General features: G+C 66.4%; 24 protein-coding genes, 1 tRNA gene and 1 other RNA gene. 13 read left to right on the top strand and 13 right to left on the bottom strand.

Annotated elements, in window-relative coordinates; all coding sequences use genetic code 11:
- Nucleotides 1-702, bottom strand: coding sequence for a helix-turn-helix transcriptional regulator (locus AC5Y4N_RS04495; protein ID WP_499910756.1), 702 nt, complete (start codon nucleotides 700-702; stop codon nucleotides 1-3).
- A 115-nt stretch (nucleotides 703-817) separates the two neighbouring features.
- On the opposite strand from AC5Y4N_RS04495, the gene AC5Y4N_RS04490 reads away from it, so the two are divergent.
- Both AC5Y4N_RS04490 and AC5Y4N_RS04485 read left to right on the top strand, forming a co-directional pair.
- On the top strand, nucleotides 818-1,330 hold the full coding sequence (locus AC5Y4N_RS04490) for a DUF2231 domain-containing protein (RefSeq protein ID WP_499910753.1): 513 nt from the start codon (nucleotides 818-820) through the stop codon (nucleotides 1,328-1,330).
- A 37-nt stretch (nucleotides 1,331-1,367) separates the two neighbouring features.
- The gene (locus AC5Y4N_RS04485) at nucleotides 1,368-1,796 is read left to right on the top strand and encodes a hypothetical protein (RefSeq protein WP_499910749.1); all 429 of its coding nucleotides are present in this window, start codon (nucleotides 1,368-1,370) and stop codon (nucleotides 1,794-1,796) included.
- A gap of 63 nt (nucleotides 1,797-1,859) precedes the next feature.
- On the opposite strand, the gene AC5Y4N_RS04480 is transcribed toward AC5Y4N_RS04485, so the two are convergent.
- On the bottom strand, nucleotides 1,860-2,195 hold the full coding sequence (locus AC5Y4N_RS04480) for a DUF732 domain-containing protein (protein WP_499910745.1): 336 nt from the start codon (nucleotides 2,193-2,195) through the stop codon (nucleotides 1,860-1,862).
- Nucleotides 2,196-2,338: 143 nt separating this feature from the next.
- Between AC5Y4N_RS04480 and AC5Y4N_RS04475 the strand changes: the two genes are divergently transcribed.
- On the top strand, nucleotides 2,339-2,566 hold the full coding sequence (locus tag AC5Y4N_RS04475) for a hypothetical protein (protein WP_499910742.1): 228 nt from the start codon (nucleotides 2,339-2,341) through the stop codon (nucleotides 2,564-2,566).
- 3 nt (nucleotides 2,567-2,569) lie between these two features.
- Here AC5Y4N_RS04475 and AC5Y4N_RS04470 read toward each other — a convergent pair whose 3' ends face one another.
- Nucleotides 2,570-3,550, bottom strand: a complete 981-nt coding sequence (locus AC5Y4N_RS04470; protein WP_499910740.1) for an NAD-dependent epimerase/dehydratase family protein — start codon at nucleotides 3,548-3,550, stop codon at nucleotides 2,570-2,572.
- A 111-nt stretch (nucleotides 3,551-3,661) separates the two neighbouring features.
- On the opposite strand from AC5Y4N_RS04470, the gene AC5Y4N_RS04465 reads away from it, so the two are divergent.
- Nucleotides 3,662-5,023, top strand: a complete 1,362-nt coding sequence (locus AC5Y4N_RS04465; RefSeq protein WP_499910738.1) for a WS/DGAT/MGAT family O-acyltransferase — start codon at nucleotides 3,662-3,664, stop codon at nucleotides 5,021-5,023.
- A gap of 13 nt (nucleotides 5,024-5,036) precedes the next feature.
- Nucleotides 5,037-5,519, top strand: a complete 483-nt coding sequence (locus tag AC5Y4N_RS04460; protein ID WP_499910736.1) for an NUDIX hydrolase — start codon at nucleotides 5,037-5,039, stop codon at nucleotides 5,517-5,519.
- Between the two features lie 89 nt (nucleotides 5,520-5,608).
- Here the strand turns inward: AC5Y4N_RS04460 and AC5Y4N_RS04455 are convergent, their stop codons facing one another.
- On the bottom strand, nucleotides 5,609-6,076 hold the full coding sequence (locus tag AC5Y4N_RS04455) for a lipoprotein LpqH (protein ID WP_499910734.1): 468 nt from the start codon (nucleotides 6,074-6,076) through the stop codon (nucleotides 5,609-5,611).
- A gap of 143 nt (nucleotides 6,077-6,219) precedes the next feature.
- On the bottom strand, nucleotides 6,220-6,666 hold the full coding sequence (locus tag AC5Y4N_RS04450) for a lipoprotein LpqH (protein ID WP_499910732.1): 447 nt from the start codon (nucleotides 6,664-6,666) through the stop codon (nucleotides 6,220-6,222).
- A gap of 105 nt (nucleotides 6,667-6,771) precedes the next feature.
- On the opposite strand from AC5Y4N_RS04450, the gene tgt reads away from it, so the two are divergent.
- Nucleotides 6,772-7,986 carry a tRNA guanosine(34) transglycosylase Tgt gene (gene tgt, locus AC5Y4N_RS04445; protein ID WP_499910730.1) on the top strand — a complete coding sequence of 405 codons (1,215 nt, stop codon included), beginning with the start codon at nucleotides 6,772-6,774 and terminating at the stop codon, nucleotides 7,984-7,986.
- On the opposite strand, the gene gluQRS is transcribed toward tgt, so the two are convergent.
- Both gluQRS and AC5Y4N_RS04435 read right to left on the bottom strand, forming a co-directional pair.
- On the bottom strand, nucleotides 7,956-8,846 hold the full coding sequence (gene gluQRS, locus AC5Y4N_RS04440; RefSeq protein ID WP_499910729.1) for a tRNA glutamyl-Q(34) synthetase GluQRS: 891 nt from the start codon (nucleotides 8,844-8,846) through the stop codon (nucleotides 7,956-7,958). The two genes, tgt and gluQRS, sit on opposite strands and share 31 nt — an antisense overlap.
- Before the next feature lie 21 nt (nucleotides 8,847-8,867).
- Nucleotides 8,868-9,497 carry a VOC family protein gene (locus AC5Y4N_RS04435; RefSeq protein ID WP_499911034.1) on the bottom strand — a complete coding sequence of 210 codons (630 nt, stop codon included), beginning with the start codon at nucleotides 9,495-9,497 and terminating at the stop codon, nucleotides 8,868-8,870.
- Between the two features lie 123 nt (nucleotides 9,498-9,620).
- Here AC5Y4N_RS04435 and AC5Y4N_RS04430 point away from each other — a divergent pair, with 123 nt between their 5' ends.
- The gene (locus tag AC5Y4N_RS04430) at nucleotides 9,621-10,211 is read left to right on the top strand and encodes a TetR/AcrR family transcriptional regulator (protein ID WP_499910727.1); all 591 of its coding nucleotides are present in this window, start codon (nucleotides 9,621-9,623) and stop codon (nucleotides 10,209-10,211) included.
- A 36-nt stretch (nucleotides 10,212-10,247) separates the two neighbouring features.
- Here the strand turns inward: AC5Y4N_RS04430 and AC5Y4N_RS04425 are convergent, their stop codons facing one another.
- The gene (locus tag AC5Y4N_RS04425; RefSeq protein WP_499910724.1) at nucleotides 10,248-11,324 is read right to left on the bottom strand and encodes an ATP-dependent DNA ligase; all 1,077 of its coding nucleotides are present in this window, start codon (nucleotides 11,322-11,324) and stop codon (nucleotides 10,248-10,250) included.
- 30 nt (nucleotides 11,325-11,354) lie between these two features.
- The gene (locus AC5Y4N_RS04420) at nucleotides 11,355-12,524 is read right to left on the bottom strand and encodes an LLM class flavin-dependent oxidoreductase (RefSeq protein ID WP_499910722.1); all 1,170 of its coding nucleotides are present in this window, start codon (nucleotides 12,522-12,524) and stop codon (nucleotides 11,355-11,357) included.
- A gap of 181 nt (nucleotides 12,525-12,705) precedes the next feature.
- Between AC5Y4N_RS04420 and AC5Y4N_RS04415 the strand changes: the two genes are divergently transcribed.
- From AC5Y4N_RS04415 to AC5Y4N_RS04400, 4 genes are all read left to right on the top strand, one after another.
- A complete protein-coding gene (locus tag AC5Y4N_RS04415; RefSeq protein WP_499910720.1) occupies nucleotides 12,706-14,028 on the top strand; it encodes an MFS transporter in 1,323 nt (440 codons plus the stop codon).
- Between the two features lie 196 nt (nucleotides 14,029-14,224).
- Nucleotides 14,225-15,262 (top strand): ATP-dependent DNA ligase, encoded by a 1,038-nt coding sequence (locus AC5Y4N_RS04410; protein WP_499910718.1) that lies wholly within the window; start codon nucleotides 14,225-14,227, stop codon nucleotides 15,260-15,262.
- The gene (gene ligD / locus AC5Y4N_RS04405) at nucleotides 15,262-16,296 is read left to right on the top strand and encodes a non-homologous end-joining DNA ligase (RefSeq protein WP_499910716.1); all 1,035 of its coding nucleotides are present in this window, start codon (nucleotides 15,262-15,264) and stop codon (nucleotides 16,294-16,296) included. The genes AC5Y4N_RS04410 and ligD overlap by 1 nt, the downstream gene beginning before the upstream one ends.
- Nucleotides 16,293-17,531, top strand: a complete 1,239-nt coding sequence (locus AC5Y4N_RS04400) for a sensor histidine kinase (RefSeq protein ID WP_499910713.1) — start codon at nucleotides 16,293-16,295, stop codon at nucleotides 17,529-17,531. The genes ligD and AC5Y4N_RS04400 overlap by 4 nt, the downstream gene beginning before the upstream one ends.
- Before the next feature lie 2 nt (nucleotides 17,532-17,533).
- Here AC5Y4N_RS04400 and AC5Y4N_RS04395 read toward each other — a convergent pair whose 3' ends face one another.
- The 4 genes from AC5Y4N_RS04395 to AC5Y4N_RS04380 form a co-directional block, all read right to left on the bottom strand.
- Nucleotides 17,534-17,926, bottom strand: coding sequence for a DUF4189 domain-containing protein (locus AC5Y4N_RS04395; RefSeq protein WP_499910710.1), 393 nt, complete (start codon nucleotides 17,924-17,926; stop codon nucleotides 17,534-17,536).
- 190 nt (nucleotides 17,927-18,116) lie between these two features.
- Complete coding sequence (locus AC5Y4N_RS04390; protein WP_499910706.1) at nucleotides 18,117-19,187, bottom strand: S1C family serine protease; 1,071 nt, start codon at nucleotides 19,185-19,187, stop codon at nucleotides 18,117-18,119.
- A gap of 86 nt (nucleotides 19,188-19,273) precedes the next feature.
- A complete protein-coding gene (lucA, locus tag AC5Y4N_RS04385; RefSeq protein WP_499910704.1) occupies nucleotides 19,274-20,125 on the bottom strand; it encodes a lipid uptake coordinator LucA in 852 nt (283 codons plus the stop codon).
- Nucleotides 20,126-20,215: 90 nt separating this feature from the next.
- Nucleotides 20,216-20,301: transfer RNA gene (locus AC5Y4N_RS04380), tRNA-Ser, on the bottom strand.
- A gap of 67 nt (nucleotides 20,302-20,368) precedes the next feature.
- Between AC5Y4N_RS04380 and ffs the strand changes: the two genes are divergently transcribed.
- Nucleotides 20,369-20,463, top strand: an RNA gene (gene ffs, locus AC5Y4N_RS04375) — signal recognition particle sRNA small type.
- Between the two features lie 82 nt (nucleotides 20,464-20,545).
- Complete coding sequence (locus tag AC5Y4N_RS04370; RefSeq protein WP_499911032.1) at nucleotides 20,546-21,790, top strand: aspartate aminotransferase type Ic; 1,245 nt, start codon at nucleotides 20,546-20,548, stop codon at nucleotides 21,788-21,790.
- Nucleotides 21,791-21,794: the final 4 nt, after the last annotated feature.

Here is a 21,794-nt window from a genome sequence, read left to right as displayed (position 1 = left end):
CTACCTGGCCCGCAGTTCCACGCAGCACTCCCCGGCACTGGGCGCCAGCACGGCCTCGACGGTGTCCGCCAGCAGCCCGTCGAGCAAGCCGCCGACGAACGCGTGGTTGAGCCCACACACCAAGTCGGGCGCGTCCGCAGCCAGCGGATGGAACGGGCAGTTGCGCAACCGGACACGGCGCGCGTCGTCTCGTCCGGGCTCGAATCCGTAAGCCGCCAAAGCTTTTTCGGCGATGCTCAGTGCCCGCTCGACCCCGAGCCGGCCGGGCCGCAGCTGCTCACGTATCGCGGCGCCGGCCTCCTTGCCGCGCGTGTGCGCGGCGAGGTAAGCGGCGTCCCGCGCTGATCCGTGCGATCCCTCGGTCAGCACCGCCTGGACCAAGATGTCGGCCAGCACCTCGTGGCGTCGGGCGGGAAGGCTGACTTGCAAGGCTTCGCCGGTGGGCTCATACGCTTTCGGCCGCCGTCCGACCCGGGAGCCGTCGGCTAGGAACCGGGAGGTGAGCAGCCCTGCGTGCACCAACTTGTCCAAGTGGAATGCGGCGAGCTTGCGGGAAATCCCGACGGCCGCGGCCGCCTCTTCCCGCGTGACCGGCCTACGGGCGGCGCGGATGAACTCGTAGAGGCGCCGGCGTTGACCGTCGTCCAACGCGGCGACGGCCCGGATCGCCGCCTGGTCCGGGGTGCCCGACGTGCCGGTCACCCGGCCAACAATATCGCTAAGAATCATTAGTCAAACGCCTTCCCAACCCAGTGCAAGCTCGATATCTTGGGAAAAGATTCGATGACCACTGTCTGGACCAGACGTGGAGGCGGCCATGGGCAGTCACGTGGAAGACGCCAAACGGCCCGTCAGCGCGGCTCTGGCCGGACCGTACGGACATCCCTTCCACCCCATCCTTGTCACCGTCCCGATCGGCGCATGGCTGTGCAGCCTGGTGTTCGACGTCGCGTCGCGGATCGTCGACGAGCCGGGGTTTTTGGCGCAGGGCTCCGAATGGCTGATCGGGATCGGCGTGATCGGTGCCCTTGCCGCGGCGGCCGTCGGCTTCCTCGATCTGTTCGCGATCCCGTCCGGCACGCGCGCGTTTCGCACCGCACTGCTGCACATGACGCTGAACCTGCTGGTCGTCGCGGCCTACGTCGTGAACTTCGCGTGGCGCTACGGCCATGAGGCCGGCGGCGGGCGGGTTGCGGTCGGGTTGGTGGCGTTGTCGGCGGTCAGCTTCGCGGTCCTGGGTGTTTCCGGCTTCCTCGGCGGCAAGCTCGCCTACCACTACGGCGTCCGAGTGGTGCGCGAGGCCGACCAAGCCGAGGGGTTCGCGTCGTGAACTCGCCACAGGAGGAGTCACAGGAAGGACAACCACGATGGGCATCGCTGCACTGATTGCCTGGATCCTGACCGCCGGGGGCGGCTTCTTCATGCTGGCCAAATGGATCGGCGGCGGGGGCCATCGTCAGCAAGGCAATTCTCGATTTCCGCCCGCGCTGATCTTCGGGCATTTCCTGCTGGCCGCAGCGGGCCTAGTGCTCTGGATCATCTATCTCGCGGTGGACAACGATCGGATCGGCTGGGCGGCGGTGGTGGTCGTCGCGGTGGCCGCGCTGCTCGGGTTCGTGATGCTCGCGCGGTGGGTGCCGGTTTTCCGCGGCCAGCGCACAGCCGTGGGCGCCGGCGACCGTTCGGTCGACGCGGGGCCGGCCGAGCGGTCGTTCCCGGTTCCCGTCGTCGTGGGCCACGGCGTCCTTGCCGTGGTGACGGTGATCTTGGCGCTGCTGGCCCTGTCCAACAGCTGATTTCGGCGCGCAAACCTTCGCTTGAGCGAACGTTGCGCGCCGAAATCGCAGGGCAGCGGCTGGTCAGCTCTCTTCGAGGTACTCGGGGCAGTATGCCTGCGCCGAGTAGACCATGAACGTCTTGATCTGCTTGGCCGTGAGGTCGCTGTTGGCCGCCAGGGACTTGGCGATCTGCTCCGGTGAGCTGCCCTCGTCGAGCGCGGCGCAGACGTTGTGCGCAACCTTGATGACCTGCGCCGGATTGTCGACGGCGATACCGGCCTGATCGACGGCGTTGACGAACTGGGTGTCCACCGATCCGGCGTTGGCGGTGCCGGCGGCGACGAGCGCGGTCATGCCCAGGGCGGCGGCGCCCATGGTGGCGGCAGTGACGGACTTGGTGATCAGGCGAGAAAACATTGCAGGGACTCCTTTGTGCTGATGTGGGTTGCTCTTGCGGGCAACTTCAGAATCGGCACCGGCCCTTGGCGGATCCTCAACGAATTCTTGACGCCGCACCAAGTACCCTGCGCACTGGCACATTGGAGGAGGAACACACACCCATGAGCGCGACGAACGACCGTCAGGCGCTGGCGGAGATCGCCGAGCAGTCGGGATGGCAGCGCAGGACCGTGGAACGCACCGACTTCTACCGGCGCGGCGTCCGCGAGGTGGAGATCTTGTTCACCGAAGACAACCTCAACGGCGCCTCACTGTACGAAGACCTGCACATGCTGACGCACACCCGCGACCGCGCCACCGTCGAAGGCTGGCTGACACGCGCCCATTAGGGCTCAGACCGCGGCGGCCAGCGCAGCGAGTGTCTCCGCGGAGGTGTACGTCGGCTGCCAACCGAGGTCTTTCTTCGCTTTCGTGGTGTCCATCACCACCGATGTGCGGGCGACGTGCAGCCACTCGAGCGCCGACGGAATGAACGGCAACCGCGAGATCGCGGCCGACGCAGCTGAGGCCGCGGCTGCGGGCACGCGAACTGGCCTGCCGCCCAAGGCTTTTGCGACATCTGACACGGTGATCAGCCCGTCCCCGGCGATGTTGTAGGCCCCCGGTGGCGCGGGAACTGTGGCGGCCAGCGCAATAGCGGCGGCCACGTCGTCGTGGTGGACGAGTTGCAGCGGATATCCGGGGTCGGGGATCACCGGCTTGAGCACCGGCACCGCTTTCGCCAGCGCACGCAACGGTCCGGGCAGGCGCCGCAACGGCATCGCGTCGGCCAGCGCGGGCGCCTTCGGGCCGGCGACGATGCACGGCCGCAGGATGAACACCTCCAGCGACGAGCCGGCGGTGATCTCGGCCAGCGCCGCTTCACACGCGGCCTTCTGTTGCGAGTAGTAGTGCTCCGGGGATCCGCGCGGCGGCACATCCTCGGTGAGCGGCACGGGATTGTCGGCGTGATAGCCGTAGGCCGCAACCGACGACGTGTAGACCAGCCGCCGCGGCCTCTGCGCGGCCACGGTGGCCTCGAAGACGTTGCGGGTGCCCGTCAGATTAATGCGGGCACTCTCTTCGCGCGAACCCATGATGATGAACGCCAGATGGATCACCACGTCGGCGTCGGCCACCAACCGATCGACGGCGTCGCGATCCAGAATGTCGCCCTGCTGGTAGGCGGTCTTGGTCCAGCCCTGAGCGCCGGGGTCGAACGGCCGCCGCGCCATGCCGACGATCTTTTCGACCGCAGGTTCGCGTTCCAGCGCGGTGACAGCGGAGATGCCGATCTCGCCGGTAGGGCCGGTGACGGCCACGGTCAGTCCCACCCGACAAAGCTGCCCGCGAGTCAGCGCGCCGAAACATTGACGAGTCAAACGTCACATCGCCAGGCTTGACCCGGCTACAAAGGGTGGAGAGACCGACGCGTGGAGAGTGTGATGCAGCTGATTTCACCAACCGACAACATCTTCCTGCTGGGCGAGTCGCGCGAGCATCCCATGCATGTGGGCGGTTTGCAGCTGTTCGAGCCGCCGCCCGACGCCGGGCCGGACTTCGTGCGCAAGGCCTACGAGGCGATGCTGACGTGCACCGACGTGCAGCCGACCTTCCGTAAGCATCCGGCCTTTCTGGGCGGCATCACCAACGTCGCGTGGTCCTTCGACGACGACGTCGAGCTGGACTACCACCTGCGCCGCTCGGCGCTGCCCCCGCCCGGTCGCGTCCGTGATCTTCTGGAGCTGACGTCGCGGCTGCATGGCACCTTGCTGGACCGGCACCGGCCGCTGTGGGAGGCGCACCTTGTCGAGGGCCTCAACGACGGCCGCTACGCGCTCTACGTCAAAGTCCATCACTCGCTCATCGACGGGGTGTCCGCGCAGCGGCTGATGCAGCGCACGATGACTCCGGACCCCAACGACGACGAGCTGCGGGTGTCGTGGGAGCTCAAGCCGCGTCGCCGCAAGGGCTCCGGCGGTCCTGCGAACCCGTTGCAGACGCTCGCCAAGACTGTGGGATCTGTTGCGGCCCTTGCTCCTTCGACGTTGAAGCTGGCTCGTGCAGCGTTGCTGGAGCAGCAGCTCACGCTGCCGTTCCAAGCGCCCAAGACCATGTTCAACGTGCGGATCGGCGGTGCGCGCCGCGTCGCCGCGCAGTCGTGGTCACTGGATCGCTTCAAGCGCGTCAAGGCTGCCGCCGGCGGGGTGACCGTCAACGACGTGGTGCTGGCCATGTGCGCAGGGGCGCTGCGTGCCTACCTCCTCGACCAGAACGCGCTGCCGGAGACGCCGCTTGTCGCGATGGTTCCGGTCAGCCTGCGCAGCGAGAACGACGACAGCGGCGGCGGCAACATGGTCGGCACGATCTTGTGCAACCTCGCCACGCACCTCGACGATCCGGCGAAGCGCTTGGAAGCCATCCACTCGTCGATGGCCGAGAACAAGAAGGTGTTCACCCAGCTGCCCAAGCTCGAGCAGCTGGCGCTGTCGGCGTTCATGAGCGGTGGTGTGGCCCTGGCGATTCTGCCGGGCTTCGTCAGCACGGCACCGCCGCCGTTCAACATCGTGATCTCCAACGTGCCGGGCCCGCGAGAGCCGTTGTACTGGAGGGGCGCGCGGCTGGACGGCAACTACCCGCTGTCGATCGCGTTGGACGGGCAGGCGCTCAACATCACGCTCACCAACAACGCCGACAACTTGGACTTCGGTCTGGTGGGCTGCCGCCGCAGCGTGCCGCACCTGCAGCGTCTACTCGGCCATCTGGAGGCCGCGTTGAAGGACCTCGAAGTCGCCGCCGGCGTCTAGGCCCCGGCATCAGATGCCCAAGACCAGTGCCGGATTGCTGCCGTACCGGATCCGCGACGGCGTCGTCGAGGTACTGATCGGCCATCCCGGCGGGCCGTTCTGGGCCAATAAGGACGACGGGGCGTGGTCGATCCTCAAGGGTGAGTACGTCGACGGGGAAGACCCGTGGGAAGTGGCGCAGCGCGAGTTCACCGAGGAGACCGGTCTGGCACCCCCGCCGGGCCCGCGCATCGACTTCGAGCTGATCCGTCAACCCAGCGGAAAAGTGTTGACCGCGTTCGCGATTCAGGGTGACGTCGATGTCACCGACGCGCGCAGCAACACCTTCGAAATCGAATGGCCGAAGGGGTCCGGCCGGATGCGTCAATTCCCGGAGATCGATCGGGTGCAATGGTTTTCGGTAGCCCAGGCGCGAGCCAAGCTGCTGAAGGGCCACCGCCCGATCCTCGATCGGTTGATGGCGCAGCCGGACCTCGCCGGTTGTCGAGAGGCGTGAGGCGACGGGCCGTCGAAGACGTCGACGCAAACGCCGACGAAAAACGGCGGCGCCCCTGACCGGAGCGCCGCCGCTGCAATGTTGGTCCGCTACGGGCAGGTCACTTCCATGGAGAAGTCGTGGTTGGACGGGCCGGCCATCGGATTGGACATGTCAGGCATGCCGACGAGCTTGCCGGAGATCTTGTAGGTCTTGCCGTCCTTGGACGCGCTGGCTTCGCCGCCACCCGGCGTGCCCTTGTTGTATGCGAGTGGCTGACCGTTGAGGACGAGCCCGACCTGCTGCACGTCGGGCTTGTCACCCTTGGAGACGATTGCGCTGGAGCCGCCTTGAGCCGTGTTGCCGACGCTGATCGAATAGTTGTTGCTGCCGGGGACGTCGGCGCACACGATCGAGCCTTCGACGTTCTGGTCCTTGCCGTCGATGGTGATCTTCGCCTTACCCGTGCCGGACGATGCCGTCTGGGTCGCGTTGCTCGACTTGTTGTCCGAACAGCCTGCCAGCCCTGCCACCACGACGGCCGCACCGCCGACTGCGACCACGAACCCACGCTTCACGCTCGTTCTCCTTTTGTCGTCGTGGCCCGTCAAGGGCGGCGGACCATCAGTCAAGCAGTATGGTGTTCGACCTTCCGCCGGTCATGAGATTGGGAAAATAAGCCGCACGCCGTCATCAAAACGACGTGCGCCTGACCGCGCGTTCAGCAGTTGGCTTTGAAGTCGAAGGCGGCGGTGGCGCGTTTGTTCGGGTCGGCGACGGTGGCGCCCTGAGCGGTGCCGTTGACCCGGAACGTGGTGCCGATCACCGAGGCCTGCGCCTTGCCGATGTTGTTCTCCCACACGCTGCCGTTGAAGTCGCCGACGTTGTTGATCGTGACGGACCGTGCGCTGACGTCGTCACCGGTGTCGATCACCACGCGCACGCCGGATTTGTCGTCGCCCGTCTGGATGGTGTGCGTCCAGCCGTCCTGCGTGCACTTCACCGCATGGGTGGTGCCGGCGGATTTGCCGTTGATGGTGATCTGGGCGGTCGACGGCGGCAGCGAACCGGGCGGCTGAGGGGAGTTGGCCGGGGCCGACGAACAGCCAGCGACGCCGGCGACAGCGCAGAACGCGGCTCCGGCTGCGACGACGATTCGGTTCTTCACCGCTCACCTCAATTCCGGTTGACCCACGAACGTCGGACTCGGGCAAATGTATCCGGCGGCCATGCCCGGCAGCGGGCAAAACCCCGGGATTGATTCAATACCAGCGTGACCGAGCAGGGAAGTGGCCTTTTCACGGTCACCGCGTCGCTGCCCGGCCGTCGGGGCCGCTGCGGGGTGATCCACACCCCGCACGGCGACATCCACACCCCGGCGTTCATCGCGGTCGGCACGCAGGCGACGGTCAAGGGTGTGCTGCCGGAAACGATGAAAGAGCTTGGCGCACAAGCCATTCTGGCGAATGCCTATCACCTGTACCTGCAGCCCGGCGCGGACGTGGTCGAAGAGGCCGGCGGCCTGGGCGCATTCATGAACTGGCCGGGGCCCACGTTCACCGATAGCGGTGGATTCCAGGTGCTTTCGTTGGGAGCGGGTTTTCGCAAGGTGTTGGCGATGGACGCCGAGCGCGTGCAGGCCGACGACGTGATCGCCGAGGGCAAGGAGCGGCTCGCGGTCGTCGACGACGACGGCGTGACGTTCCGCTCGCACCTCGACGGGTCGACGCACCGGTTCACCCCCGAGCTGTCGATGCGGATCCAGCACCAGCTCGGCGCCGACATCATCTTCGCGTTCGACGAGCTCACCACGCTGGTCAACACCCGCGGCTACCAGGAGCGGTCGGTGCGTCGCACCCACGATTGGGCGGTGCGGTGCCTGGCCGAGCATCGGCGGCTCGGTGGCCGCCAGGCGTTGTTCGGGGTGGTGCAGGGCGCGCAGTACGAAGATCTGCGACGAGCCGCCGCACGCGGGCTCAGCGAAATCGGTTTCGACGGCTACGGGATCGGCGGGGCGCTGGAGAAGCAGAACTTGGCGACGATCATCGGGTGGGTGATCGACGAACTGCCCGAGCACAAGCCGCGGCATCTGCTGGGCATCAGCGAGCCCGACGACTTGTTCGCGGCCGTGGCCGCCGGCGCGGACACCTTCGACTGTGTGTCGCCGTCCCGGGTGGCCCGCAACGCGGCGGTGTACTCGGTTACCGGGCGATTCAACATCACCAACGCGCGCTACCGCCGGGATTTCACACCGATCGACCCCGAATGCGATTGCTACACCTGCGCGCACTACACGCGGGCATATCTGCACCATCTGCACAAGAGCAAGGAGATCCTCGCCGCGACGCTGAGCACCATCCACAACGAGCGGTTCGTGATCCGGCTCGTCGACCAGATGCGCAATGCGATCTATGACGGCCGGTTCGACGACCTGCGCGAGCACGTCCTCGGCCGCTACTACTCGTCCAGATCTGATTCCGGCGGGTAGATCCACGGCTCGCGAGGCAGTTGCGCCGGATTGAACTGCGCCAGAAGCTGTTCCAGGGTTTTCGACGGCCAGCCGAGCGATGCGGACATCTGGGCGATCGCGCGATCGACGCCGATTTCGGCGAGCGTGACAGCACCGTCACGCTTGGCCAGCCGCTTGCCCTCATGGTTGAGCACCAGCGGTACATGCGCATAGGCGGGTTTCGGGTAGCCCAGCACCGACGCGAGGTAGGCCTGCCGCGGCGACGACGGGAGCAGGTCGTCGCCGCGCACCACCTGGTCGACCTCTTGTGCAGCGTCGTCCACGACCACCGCGAGGTTGTAAGCCGGCACCCCGTCGCCGCGCCGCACCACGAAATCGTCGACCATACCGCGATATTCGCCGTGCAGCAGGTCCACCACGGTGTACTGGCCGACCCCGGCACGCAACCGCAACGCCGGTGGCCGGCCGGTGGCGTCGCGCCTTAAGGCGCGTTGGGCCTCGGTCAACTCACGGCATGTTCCCGGGTAGGCGCCCTGCGGTGCATGCGGTGCGCGGGGAGCTTGCTGGATGTCCCTTCTGCTGCAATAGCATTCGTAGAGCAAGCCACGCTGGGCCAGCCAGGCGATCGCATCGTCGTAGCGCTGCGGGTGCTGGGTCTGCCACTGCGGCGGCTCGTCCCACGTCAGCCCGATCGCGGCGAGGTCGGCAACTTGGCGCCGGCCGATGTCGGCGCGGGTGCGGTCGTCGAGGTCGTCGATTCGGATCAGAAACCGCCGGCCCGTCGACCGGGCGAACAGCCACGCCAGCACGGCGGTGCGCAGATTGCCGATGTGCAGGTCGGCCGACGGGCTGGGCGCGAACCGACCTGCACCGCTCACATGTGCGAATCTAGCGACTACTCAGGGTGCTTCCCACGTGAACCCGTCGGGGTCGGTGAACGGGCCCGCGCCGCTGGCGATGGCGAGGCGGTGCGATCCCGTGCCGTTGGCCGGCACACCGGCGGTCTTGGCCAGATTGCGGCGGCTGTAGAGCGCCAGCGTGATGGGTCCGGTCGCGAACTGGACGTACTTGCGGCCGAAGCTCTTCGCTACGTCGAGCCCGTGCTCGACGTAGAACCGCTTGCTCGCGGCGACGTCGTCGACGCCCAACTGCAGGACGAAATCGTCGATCTGCCCGGTTTCGGCACCGCGGTCCTTCTTCGACGACGACGCCACGGTCCAGATCGTGCCGTCCGGTCCGCACACCACGCCGCCGTAGCCCCACAGACTTCTCTTGGGCGGCTTCACCTCGGACGCGCCGGCTTTGACGGCGGCATCGATCAGCGCGTCGACGGTCGATGGTTGAGGCACGACGAGCGACAGGGTGAACCCACGGAAACCGCTTGTGGGCGCCTGCGATTCGCGGGCACGCACCGGCAGTTCTGGTCCGAATGCGGCCTTCACGAAGGTCTCGGCGGCGGCGGGGTCGGGCGTCTCGAGAGTGACGAATTCGATGCCGGTCATCGCGGGCTCCTCTCCGTAACGTCGTATTCGCTGTCCACGTTGTTGATATTGAGAGTATAACTCTCAATTCGAGAGCGGTAGTCTCAAGTTGTGGCACGCTCGGAGCGACAACAACCATCGCGTGGTCAGCGCGGACAGGCGAGGACCAGGTTGGCGCGAGCCGCCGTGATCGAGGCTGCGCGAACCTTGTTCGTGGAACGTGGCTACGGTGCAACGACGGTCGAGGCCATCAGCGCTCTCTCGGATGTGCCGCAGGCCACCGTGTACCGGCTGTTCTCCTCCAAGCTCGGAATACTCAAGGAGCTTCTCGACGTGTCGATCGCCGGCGACGACGAGCCGGTGTCATTGCCCGAACGCCCCTCGGTGCGAGCACTGCTTTCCGATCCGGATCCGAAGAGCCGGCTAGCGGGCTTGGTTCAGGTCACTTCCGACATCAACTCGAGGATCGCGCCGATCTACCGCATCCTCGTGGGCGCCGCGAGCGCGGATCCGGAAGCCGCGGCCCTGCTCGAGCAGCTCAATCGGCAGCGGCGCGCCGGCCAAGGGCGCATCGCCCGGTCGCTCGCTCAAACCGGCGCGTTGCGGCCAGGCATGCGGGAGCGTGACGCCGTCGACATCGTCTATGCCCTCGTGTCTCCCGAGGTGTACCGGCTGATCGTCGTCGACCGGGGGTGGTCCCGGGAGCGGTACGAGCGGTGGCTCACACAGACTCTGGTCGACGGTTTACTCGTACCGGGCTGAGCCCGAGGCCCGCATGCGCTGAGCAGGTCCGCCGGATTAGTCCGACGCTCTGTGGAGCCCGGGAACGATGTCACCGAGTCTGTATGTGACCGGCCGCTCCAGCTGTGCATAGGTGCACGAGGGGGGGTCCCGGTCGGGCCGCCACCGGCTGAATTGTGCCGTGTGCCTGAATCTCTCACCTTCCATGTAGTCATAGCGCACCTCGACGACGCGTTCGGGGCGCAGCGGCACGAAGGACAAGTCTTTGCCGGCATTCCAGCGGGAGCCCTCGTTGCGGCGCGGGGTTCGGTCCCCGGCCATATGCGCGGCCCAGTTCCACGGGTGATCGTCGAAATCCGTGACCAGTGACTGCAATTCGGCGAACAGCCGTCGACGTTCGGCCATCGGGAACGCGCCGATCACACCGACGGACGCCAATGTGCCGTCGTCTTTGTACAGCCCCAGCAGCAGTGAACCGATAGCGTCGGCACTGGACTTGTGCGGCCGGTACCCGGCGACCACACAGTCCGCGGTCCGCTGGTGCTTCACCTTGAACATCACCCGCTTGTCGGGTTGGTAGGTGATCGTCAGCGGCTTGGCGATGATGCCGTCGAGGCCGGCGCCCTCGAACTCGGCGAACCATCGCTGGGCGGTGGGTAGGTCGGTGGTTGCCGGGGTGACGTGAAACGACGAGCCGGCTGTCGCAAGTGCGGCGACCAGTGCCGCTCGGCGCTCGCTGAACGGTCGCTCGGTGTAGTCCTGATCGCCGAGGGCCAGCAGGTCGAACGCGATAAAGGCAGCCGGAGTGCGCTCGGCGAGCACGCGGACCCGCGACGCGGCGGGATGCAACCGCAGCTGCAGCGCCTCGAAATCCAGCCCGTGGGCTGCCGCGATCACGATCTCGCCGTCGATCACGCAGCGCTGCGGCAGCTCGGTCCGAGCCGCTGCGACCAGCTCTGGGAAGTACCGCGTCATCGGCCGCTCGTTGCGGCTGCCCAATTCCACCTCGTCGCCGTCGCGGAAACAGATCGACCGGAAACCGTCCCATTTCGGCTCATACGAAGCACCTGCGGGGATCGACGGCACCGGTTTGGCCAGCATCGGCGAGATCGGCGGCATGACGGGCAGCTGCACCGCCCTATTGTCGGCGACGCGGTGACCGCGCTACCGCGCCGTGCCCAGAAACGGAACCGGGGCCGACGGTGCGGCGTTCGCGCCGGCGTCGAACAGTCCGCGCTGGCGCAGAATCGGAACCACCCCTTCACCGAACCAGAACAGTTCCTCCAGATGCGGATAACCGGAGAAGATGAACTCGTCGATACCGATCTCGGCGTACTCGGCGATCCGATCGGCGACGTCGGCGTGGCTGCCCACGAGCGCGGTGCCGGCCCCGCCGCGCACCAGTCCCACCCCCGCCCAAAGATTCGGCGCGACCTCCAGCGTCCGGGCGTCGTGCCAGCTGCCGTTGGCCCGGCTTGCTTCGTGCAGTGCCAGCATCCGTCGCTGCCCCTCGGATTCGCTGCGCGCCAGGCCTTCCTGGGCTGCGCGCACGGTGCCTTCGTCCAGCGCCGCCAGCAGCTTGTCGGCCTGCGACCAGGCCTCCTGCGCGGTGTCGCGCGAAATCGTATGCAGCCGAATGCCGAATCGCACCCGGCGTCCCTGCTGGCCCGCAAGCCGGCGGATCCAATTGATCTTGTCCCGTACTGCGGCGGGCGGTTCGCCCCATGTCAGATACACGTCGGCGTGCCGTGCGGCGACCGTGCCGGCAGCCGGCGAACTTCCCCCAAAGTACAAGCGCGGCACGGGATCCGGCAGTGCCGGCAACGTGGCATCCTCGACACGGATGTAGTCGCCGTCGAAGGAGACCGTGTCGCCGGTCCACAACCGGCGGACTACCTCGAGGAATTCGTCGGCGCGCCGGTAGCGGCCATCCTTGTCGAGATGGTCGCCGAAGGCGCGCTGTTCGTGCGCTTCACCGCCCACCACCACGTTGAGCAGGATCCGCCCCGGCGCGTGGCGCGCGAACGTCGCGGCCATCTGCGCTGACAGGGTCGGGCTGACCAGCCCTGGCCGGAACGCCACCAGAAACGCCAGCGACGTGGTCTCGCGTGCCAGAAGGGCGGCAGTGACGAATGCGTCCTCGCACCATGCGCCGGTGGGTATCAGCGCCCCGGTGAATCCGAAGGTCTCGGCGGCGCGGACGATCGACGCCAGATAGTCGATCGACGCGTCGCGGTCACCGTGCGCAAAACCCACCGGTGACCCGTGGCCCCCGCCGATGATCAACCGGCTGTCGCCGTATGTGGGCAGAAACCAGTGCAGCGTCAACGACATTCGCATCGCCTCAACGAAATTCCGGGCACCAAAGTCACCCCAGAATGGTGCCCGCGGCAGTTCCGCCGGTCAGGTGTTGCATTCAGCCGGATCGAAATGCGAGCCAATCCGCGCGGCGTCGATGTGCAATCAGCGGGGCGGCACACTGTCCGCCGCTGTGAAGCATGGGAGTGAATCTCTGATGACCGTCACCGCTGCCGCGGTGCCCGACCGGCACGGCGCCGTCTCACCGGCCGCGCTGCGTACGGTGCTGGTGTCCAGCCTGGTGGGCACCACCATCGAGTGGTACGACTTCTTCCTGTACGCCACCGCGGCCAGCCTGGTGTTCAACCACGCGTTCTTCCCCGACCAGAGCTCGCTCATCGGAACGCTGCTGTCGTTCGCGACGTTCGCGGTCGGGTTCGTCGTGCGCCCGATCGGCGGCGTGGTGTTCGGTCATATCGGTGACCGCATCGGACGCAAGAAGACATTGGCGCTGACGATGTTCTTGATGGGTGCCGCCACGGCGTTGATGGGGCTGCTGCCGACTGCGGCGCAGATCGGCGCGGCTGCTCCGATATTGCTGCTGTTGCTGCGGGTGGTACAGGGTTTCGCACTCGGTGGAGAGTGGGCCGGGGCCATCCTGCTGGCCGTCGAACACAGTCCGGTACGGCGGCGCGGCCTGTTCGGAAGTGTGCCGCAAGTGGGCTTGGCGCTTGGACTAGCGCTCGGCACAGGGGCTTTCGCGCTTCTGCAGGTCGCCCTTCCTGACGATGCCTTCATCTCCTACGGCTGGCGCATCGCGTTCTTGTTCAGCGTGGTGCTGGTTGCCTTCGGCATTGTGGTGCGGCTCAAAGCTGCTGAGACACCGGCTTTCGAGAAGATCCGCGACGAGGAATCCCGCGCCGCCGTTCCAGTCCGCGAAGTCTTCAGGCCTCCGGCGCTCCGCGCGACTGTGCTGGGCATGCTTTCACGCTGGGGCGAGGGTGCGGCGTTCAACACCTGGGGAGTGTTCGCGATCTCCTATGCCACCGCAACCCTGCACTTGCCGAAGGTCTCTGTACTGACCGCGGTGACCGTGGCCGCGTTGGTGATGGCTGCGCTGCTGCCGATCTCGGGTGTGCTCACCGACCGATTCGGCCCCAAGGCGGTGTATTCGACCGGCATCGCCGCGTACGGGCTTGCGGTGTTTCCAGTCTTCGCGCTGTTCTCAGCCAAGAGCCTGACCGCTTTCACGCTGGGCATGGTCGTGGTGTTCGGCGTCATCCACGCATGGTTCTACGGCGCGCAGGGCACGCTGTACGCCTCGCTCTTTCCCACCCGCATCCGCTACACCGGACTGTCGACGGTGTACCAACTCTCGGGTGTCTACTCCTCGGGGCTGACCCCGCTGATCCTGACCGCACTGATCGCGGCGGCCGGCAACACCCCGTGGCTGGCGTGCGGCTACCTGGTGCTCACCGCGGTCATCAGCGTCGCCGCCACCGCCGCGCTGCGACCGCGGTTCTTCACCACCCACGGCTGAGCGGTTCGCGCGGCGGCTGATCTCCGCTCCTCGGTGGCCAGCAACGGCGTGGGACGCACGACCCAGTTGAGTGTGCACTAGCGGCACGGCCTACTCGCACTTTGTCGCCATAGTCGCACAATCAATCGAGGTACCAGCCGGGCACGACCCTCCGGCGGCGCGGCGGTCTAGATCAACGTCAACCCGATGGATGAGGATGGACGCTGTGGACTTACCTGTGCAGCCGCCGCTGGAGCCGATGCTGGCCAAGGCGCAGGCAAGGGTTCCCGACGACCGCGGTGTCTGGTCCTACGAGCCGAAGTGGGACGGGTTCCGGGCGCTGGTGTTCCGCGACGGCGACGAGGTGGTGCTGCAGTCGCGTAACGGTAAGGAGTTGGGCCGGTACTTTCCCGAACTGGTCGACGCACTGCGTGACGAAACCGCGCCGAAATGCGTACTCGACGGCGAAGTCGTCGTGCCGCGGGACATCGGTGGGCGGATCCGGCTGGATTGGGAGTCGCTGAGCCAGCGCATTCACCCCGCGCAGAGTCGCATCACGATGCTCGCCGAGCAGACACCCGCGCACTTCATCGGTTTCGACGCCTTGGCCACGGCTGATCGGTCGCTGATGGGCGAACCGTTTCGCGTCCGTCGTCAAGCGTTGACCGACCTGATCACCGAAAAGCAGTGGTGTCACGTCACCCGCACGACAGAAGACCCCGAACAAGGCGCGCAGTGGCTCGACACCTTCGAGGGCGCCGGGCTGGACGGTGTGATCGCCAAACGACTCGACGGCCCGTATGTGCCGGGCAAGCGGGAGATGGTGAAGGTCAAGCACGCCCGCGATGCGGACTGCGTGGCGATCGGCTACCGCATTCACAAAAGCGGAGAAGGAATCGGCTCCATCCTGCTCGGACTCTACCGTGCCGACGGTGAGCTTCAAATGGTCGGCGGTGCAGCATCTTTCACGACCAAGGACCGGCGCAAGCTGCTGGCCGAACTCGAGCCGCTGCGAATAGGGGACGAGGTCCGTGAAGGTGATCCCAGCCGCTGGAACTCCGCTGCCGACAAACGGTGGATTCCGGTGCGGCCCGAGAAGGTCGCCGAGGTGGCCTACGACCAAATGGAAGGCGAAAGATTCCGCCACGCAGTGCGTTTCGTGCGATGGCGCCCTGACCGTGACCCGCGAAGCTGCACGTTCGAGCAGCTCGAGGTGCCGCTGAACTACGACCTCTACGACGTCTTGGAACCGTGATGGCAACCCGCGCAGAAGAACTCGATGTCGACGGCATCAAGGTGCGGCTGACCAATCCGGACAAGGTGTACTTCCCCAAGCTGGGATCGAACGGAACCAAGCGCACGCTGGTCGAGTACTACCTCGCGGTGTCGAAGGGCCCGATGCTCACGGCGCTACGGGACCGGCCCACGCATCTGCAGCGGTTTCCCGACGGCATCGACGGCGAGGAGATCTATCAGAAGCGAGTGCCGCAGCACCATCCCGACTACCTGCAGACCTGCCGAGTGACGTTCCCGTCCGGAAGAACGGCCGACGCGCTGAAGGTCACGCACCCGTCGTCGATCGTGTGGGCCGCGCAGATGGGCACCATCACGCTGCATCCGTGGCAGGTGCGCTGCCCCGACACCGAGCACCCCGACGAACTGCGCGTGGACCTGGACCCTCAGCCGGGGACCGGGTTCACCGAAGCCCGCACCATCGCGGTGGACGTGTTGAAGCCGTTGCTCGACGAACTGGGCCTGGTCGGCTATCCGAAGACCTCCGGCGGTCGCGGGGTGCATGTGTTCCTGCGGATCAAGACCGACTGGGACTTCATCGAGGTACGCCGGGCCGGCATTGCGCTGGCGCGTGAAATCGAAAGGCGCGCACCTGATTTGGTGACGACGTCGTGGTGGAAGGAAGAGCGGGGCAAGCGGGTCTTCGTGGACTTCAACCAGAACGCTCGCGACCGCACCTTCGCGTCCGCCTACTCTGTGCGGCGTACTCAGATCGCCACCGTGTCGACGCCGTTGACGTGGGACGAGTTGGCCGATGCCGACCCCGACGACTACACCATGGCCACCGTCGCCGATTTTGTTGCGGCACGGGATGACCCGTGGGCCGACATCGACGCGAACAGCCAGTCGCTGGAACCTCTACTGGAGATGGTCAAGGCCGACGAGGAACGCGGTCTTGGCGACCTGCCGTACCCGCCTAATTACCCGAAGATGCCGGGCGAGCCGAAACGCGTTCAGCCGAGCCGCGATACTGACCGAAAAAGGACCGAGACATGAGCCTCCGGCGTGCTGACGGCTCCGAGAACCACGCCTTCCTCGGCGCTGTGCTACAGGCCGGTCTGCGTGCGCTGTTGATCGTCTTCCTCACGGCGACTTTGCTTTTGGAGCCGCCACACAACCATCAGGTGTCGTGCGTCGTCATTTGGGCTGCTTACGTCGTGACCGTCGCAGGCTGGGCGGTCTGGACGCTGCGGCCGCACGCTCGCACCAGGCCCGACGTCGAAAAGCTTGTGACGCTGCTTGTTCTGGGCGCCGACATCCTTGCCATCTCTGCACTGGCGGTACTCACTGGTTTCACGTCCGCGGAGGACTGGACGTCCGACGTTTTGCGCAACGGGCTGTTCCTCGTCCCGTTGATTGCGGCGGCACAGCTGAACCCGGACATCAGCGCCGCGATCGCCGTTCCGACGGTGCTCGGTTTGTTCGCCACCTCGTGGATTACTCAGGAAGCCAACGAGGAGCCGTGGTCGTCGATCCTGTTGAGCACCACGGTGATGTCGGCGTTAGCCGCCGGTTCTGTTGCACTGTCCCGTATTCAGCAGTCCAAAGTGTCGACCATCCGTCAATTGGCGGAGCAGCGCACCCGGTTGCTCGACGAGTTGGTCGGTCTGGAGAAGCGCGAGCGTGAGACGCTCGCAGAGCGAGTGCACGACGGGGCTCTGCAGTACGTTCTCGTGGCCCGGCAAGACCTCGAAGAGGTCCGGACGGGTTCCGGAATTGCTGTCGACCGGGTGGAGACCGCGCTCCTCGAGGCCTCCCAGCTCCTTCGACATGTGGCCAGGGATTTGCATCCGCAGGTGCTCGCGCGGCGGGGGCTGAAGGCGGCGATCTCCGATCTGGCCGCGAGTGTGGGCAGCCGTGCCGATCTCACGGTGAAACTCGACACGACGGCCTGGCCGGACGACCAACCGACCACCGACACGGATTACGTCATCTACAACGCAGCCCGTGAAATCCTGACCAACGCCGTCAAGCACGCTCATGCGGACACGATCAACATCAGCCTGCGCCGTGACGGCGACCATGCTGTGTTGCAGATCGCCGACGACGGTGTCGGCATTTCCGACGCCGCGCTCGCACAGAGCCTTCGTGACGGGCACATCGGTCTCGCGTCCATCCGTACCAAGGTTCTCGCCTCAGGCGGTCAGTTCGAAATCCGCCCAGGTTCGCCGGGGACCGCGATCAACATCTCTGTCCCACTGCGGCAAAACGTCGTGTTGGCGGCCAGCTGAGCTCAGGTCGAGCATTGCGAGATGGCAATGTGACCACCGCCGTTGCGCGCCAACGCTTCCCGCTCGGCATCGGCAATTGTCGGGCCGTACCAGCCGTAGTAGTTGTCGCCATTCACGGCGAGTGCGGCACAGCCATTCTTCGCCCAGGCGATGAACACGCAGTGGTTGCCGCCGTGGTTCTGGCATTCACTCAGTGATCGGATCCGCGCCGAGTCGAGGTTGTTGTAGTTGTTGCCCCACCCGTAGACGTGGCTCTCCGGGGAATACGAGATCGCGACGTACGTGTCGTCGGCCAGCGCGGGCGGCGCACCCGCCAGGCTCACGGCGGCCGCTGCTGCCGCACCACCGGCGAGCAGAGTTGCGAATCGAAAAGGCTTGCGGCGGGAAATGATCATGGCGTTCTCCTGAGACGACGGTGCCCGTGTCGCCTCGTCAGGAGCGCCCCCCCGCCTCAACGACCGCCACTCGGGACACCAACTATCGACTTAACGGATCAAGTGTGAACCCCATGCTCGGACTCTGTACCGGCTTTTCGTCAGCTGGTCAGTCCGAACGCGCCCACGATGAACGGCCGCACAGAATCCGCTAGCCGTCAGGCCCGGGCGCCAGCGTCACCTTGGCGGCACGTTGCTGGCCCGTGCGGTCCTGCCACACCAGGTCCACCACGTCACCGGGATAGTGCCGGTCCAAAACGCCGGTCAACGAGGTCGCGTTGTTCAGCGGTGCGCCGTCCAGCGAGACGAGCACGTCGCCGCGCTGCAACCCGGCCTGCTCTGCCGGGGTGCCGGGGAGCACGTCGCGCACGGCGACGCCGCCCGATCCGCGTTGCTGAGTAGTACCGACTCCGATGCCCAGCATGGCCGGCGGCCCGATGTGAACGGTGCCAGCCGGCGTGCGCGATTGAATCTGTCCTGCGATCGCCATCGCCCGGTTGATCGGAATGGCGAACCCTTTGCCGCCCGGGCTGCCCAGCCGGTAGTTCACCGACGCCGCCACGTTGACGCCGATCACCTGCCCGGAGGCGTTGACCAGCGGACCGCCCGAGTCACCGGGCCGCACCGGCGCCGCGATGCCGATGAGATCGTTCAGCTCTTCGGAGCTGCCGGTCAAATCGTCCTCGGCCTCGATGTCCGCACCGACGGTGATGACGCGGCCTTCCTCGCGGCTGATCGGCTTGCCGCTGCCGTTGGCGTTGCCGAGGCTGACGATCGGCTCGCCGATCCTGACCTGGTTCGAGTCGCCGATCGGCGCCGTCGGCAGACCGTTGGCGCCGAGCAGTTGGATCAGCGCGATGTCCTGGGTGCGGTCGTAGCCCAGCAGGTTGGCCCTGAAGTTCTGGCCGGTGCCGACGCTGAGCACGTTGATGCTGTCGGCTCCGGCGACGACGTGGTTGTTGGTCAAGACGACGCCGTCGGGGCTGATCACGATGCCGGCACCGAAGCCCACGACGCCCTGGTAGTTCACGATCGTGTTGATCTGCACCATGCTTTGCTCCGCGATGGCCGGCGCGGCCTGCACCGGATCGGCGGGCACCGCCGCTGCCGTCGGCAGCGAGGACAAGTGCGCCGGAGTCACCAGCGCGAGAATCGTCGCCAAAGCGGCGACGATCGAAAGCCACCACACCCTGGCGGGTGGATGAGAAGGTCGTTCGGCCATCTGTTGCCTTTCGCGCGGGCGGAACACAGCGTTGACTCCATTTTGCCCGCACACACTGACACGGGCGGAAAACCGCAGGTAAGGGCTCAGTCCTCGACGGCTACCCCGCTGGACTTGCGCCGCAGGCGCGGCCTGCGCAGCTTGCCCGACGGACGCTGGTTGCGGATGCCGCCCCGTGCGGCTTCGACGGCCACCGTGTCCTCGGCCGACGGCGGCTCGTCGTCCCCGACGCCCCCGTCCTTGGCCTCCCCAGCCTCGGCGTCCGCCTCGGGAAGCTCAGCGGTCTCGGACTCCGTCGTCGGCTCCTGGGACAGAGAGACCTTCTGGCCCTCTTTGTCCGCTTTGTCCGCGTCGTCTGCTTCGTCGGCGGTTTTGCCGGCGTCGCCTTCGGCGGCGTCTTCCGTCGGCGCCTCAGTTTCGGTTCCTGCCTCGTCGGCCTGCTCACCCTTGCGGCGCCGCCAGCGGCTCTTGCGTTGCTTCGGCGGTTTCTTCTTGACCGGTCTTGGCGGAGGGGGCGGAAGCTCGGCGATGAACGACAGGTAGAAGGAGAAAATACCCAGCAAGCTGATCGCGGCGGCGGCACCGTAGATGCCGAACAGCCAGCGCCCGACGTCGTCGAGGCTCAGCCAGATCTCGCTGATCGCCGCGCCGATGATCAAGGCCCCACCCAGGACGTGCAACACGATGGACAGCACCCGTAACCGCAGGGCGAGGTAGGGGGTCGCGTACTCAGGGCGCCGGGTGCGCAGCCATGTGAACACCACCGGCAGGGCAGCCAGCGCGATCAACGCACCGGCGACGATGCGCAGCACCGTCCCGAGTGTGTGCGACGTGTCGCCCGACAACTCCCACCAGCGAGGAAGGACGAACAAGAAGTACAGGACCCCGGCAGCGATCGAAAACAACGCGTGCCAGACCACCGCGACAATGCGGCTCATGCCCCTCCTCAAACGCCACGTCTGCTGGCGTCGATCGATGCTTGTCTGGGGCGGGGCGACCGGATCCCGATGCGCCCCGCATCCCGACGGCGGAGGATGCGGGATTTGAACCCGCGAGGGCTATTAACCCAACCCGCGTTCCAGGCGAGCGCCATAGGCCACTAGGCGAATCCTCCGTCGGACATGGTAACCGACCTGTCTGGACGGGCCGGCCGTCACCGCCGACGCAGGTACTAGACTCTGCGTGGACCCCGCGCGGCGTCCATCCTGTGAACTCCCCCAGGGCCGGAAGGCAGCAAGGGTCAACGGGCTCTGGCGGGTGCGCGGGGTCCCCCACTCAGTTTTGCTCAATTCCCACGGCCATGTCTGGAGGTGCCAACGCGCGTGGCCTCGTTCGCTTCCCTCGGCCGTGACGAGTTGATGGCCCAGCACGAGCTACAGCAGGAGAACTACGCCGCGCTGCGGGCCAAGAAGCTGACGCTGGATCTGACTCGCGGCAAGCCGTCGCCGGACCAGCTGAGCCTGTCCAACGCGTTGCTGAGCCTCCCGGGCGACGATTTCCGCGACGGCGAAGGCACCGACACTCGCAACTACGGCGGCCTGCACGGCATCCCGGAACTTCGAGCGATTTTCGGTGAGCTGCTCGGCATCCCGGTGCCTAACCTGATCGCCGGCAACAACTCCAGCCTCGAAATGATGCACGACATCGCGACGTTCTCGATGCTGCACGGCGGCGTCGACTCACCGCGGCCGTGGATTCGGGAACCGAAAGTGAAGTTCCTGTGCCCGTCGCCCGGCTACGACCGCCATTTCGCGATCACCGAAACGCTGGGCGTGGAGATGATTACGATCCCCATCCGCGAGGACGGACCCGACGTCGACCTCATCGAGGAACTCGTCGCCGCCGATCCCGCCATCAAGGGCATGTGGGCGGTGCCGGTGTACTCCAACCCCACCGGCGTGACGTACTCGTGGGAGGTGGTGCGCCGGCTGGTGCAGATGCGCACCGCGGCGCCGGACTTCCGGTTGTTCTGGGACAACGCCTACTGCGTGCACACGCTCACCCACGACTTCGTCCGTCAGGTCGACGTTCTGGGGCTGGCTGCGGCCGCGGGAAACCCGAACCGGCCCTATGTGTTCGCGTCGACTTCAAAGATCACGTTCGCCGGTGCCGGCGTCAGCTTCTTCGGTGGGTCTCTGGCCAACATCGCGTGGTATCTGCAGTACGCGGGCAAGAAAACCATCGGCCCTGACAAGGTGAATCAGCTGCGGCATCTGCGGTTCCTCGGCGATGCCGACGGAGTCCGGCTGCACATGCAGCGCCACCAGCAGCTGTTGGCGCCCAAATTCGCGCTGGCGCTGCACATCCTCGAAGACCGGCTCGGTGCGTCGAAGATCGCGTCGTGGACCGAGCCCAAGGGCGGCTATTTCATCAGCCTCGACGTGCTGCCCGGCACGGCGCGGCGCACCATCGGGCTGGCCAAGGATGCCGGGATCGCGGTCACTGAGGCCGGCGCTGCATTCCCGTACCGAAAAGACCCGGAGGACAAGAACATTCGGCTCGCGCCGACCTTCCCGTCGATGCAGGACCTGTCGCAGGCCGTCGACGGGCTGGCCACCTGCGCATTGCTGGCCGCCACCGAGTCGCTGCTCTTGCGTGGCTAGCGAT

The sequence above is a fragment of the Mycobacterium sp. NGS19 genome, from assembly GCF_059813155.1.
The sequence above is the reverse complement of the archived record's forward strand: the minus strand, read 5'-3'. Positions and strand labels throughout refer to the sequence as shown.

Coding starts and splice junctions, on each gene's coding strand:
- AC5Y4N_RS04490 (WP_499910753.1), top strand. CDS start 818: ATGGGCAGTCACGTGGAAGACGCCAAACGGCCCGTCAGCGCGGCTCTG.
- AC5Y4N_RS04485 (WP_499910749.1), top strand. CDS start 1,368: ATGGGCATCGCTGCACTGATTGCCTGGATCCTGACCGCCGGGGGCGGC.
- AC5Y4N_RS04480 (WP_499910745.1), bottom strand. CDS start 2,195: ATGTTTTCTCGCCTGATCACCAAGTCCGTCACTGCCGCCACCATGGGC.
- AC5Y4N_RS04475 (WP_499910742.1), top strand. CDS start 2,339: ATGAGCGCGACGAACGACCGTCAGGCGCTGGCGGAGATCGCCGAGCAG.
- AC5Y4N_RS04465 (WP_499910738.1), top strand. CDS start 3,662: ATGCAGCTGATTTCACCAACCGACAACATCTTCCTGCTGGGCGAGTCG.
- AC5Y4N_RS04460 (WP_499910736.1), top strand. CDS start 5,037: ATGCCCAAGACCAGTGCCGGATTGCTGCCGTACCGGATCCGCGACGGC.
- AC5Y4N_RS04420 (WP_499910722.1), bottom strand. CDS start 12,524: ATGTCGTTGACGCTGCACTGGTTTCTGCCCACATACGGCGACAGCCGG.
- AC5Y4N_RS04415 (WP_499910720.1), top strand. CDS start 12,706: ATGACCGTCACCGCTGCCGCGGTGCCCGACCGGCACGGCGCCGTCTCA.
- AC5Y4N_RS04410 (WP_499910718.1), top strand. CDS start 14,225: ATGGACGCTGTGGACTTACCTGTGCAGCCGCCGCTGGAGCCGATGCTG.
- ligD (WP_499910716.1), top strand. CDS start 15,262: ATGGCAACCCGCGCAGAAGAACTCGATGTCGACGGCATCAAGGTGCGG.
- AC5Y4N_RS04400 (WP_499910713.1), top strand. CDS start 16,293: ATGAGCCTCCGGCGTGCTGACGGCTCCGAGAACCACGCCTTCCTCGGC.
- AC5Y4N_RS04395 (WP_499910710.1), bottom strand. CDS start 17,926: ATGATCATTTCCCGCCGCAAGCCTTTTCGATTCGCAACTCTGCTCGCC.
- AC5Y4N_RS04390 (WP_499910706.1), bottom strand. CDS start 19,187: ATGGCCGAACGACCTTCTCATCCACCCGCCAGGGTGTGGTGGCTTTCG.
- lucA (WP_499910704.1), bottom strand. CDS start 20,125: ATGAGCCGCATTGTCGCGGTGGTCTGGCACGCGTTGTTTTCGATCGCT.
- AC5Y4N_RS04370 (WP_499911032.1), top strand. CDS start 20,546: ATGGCCCAGCACGAGCTACAGCAGGAGAACTACGCCGCGCTGCGGGCC.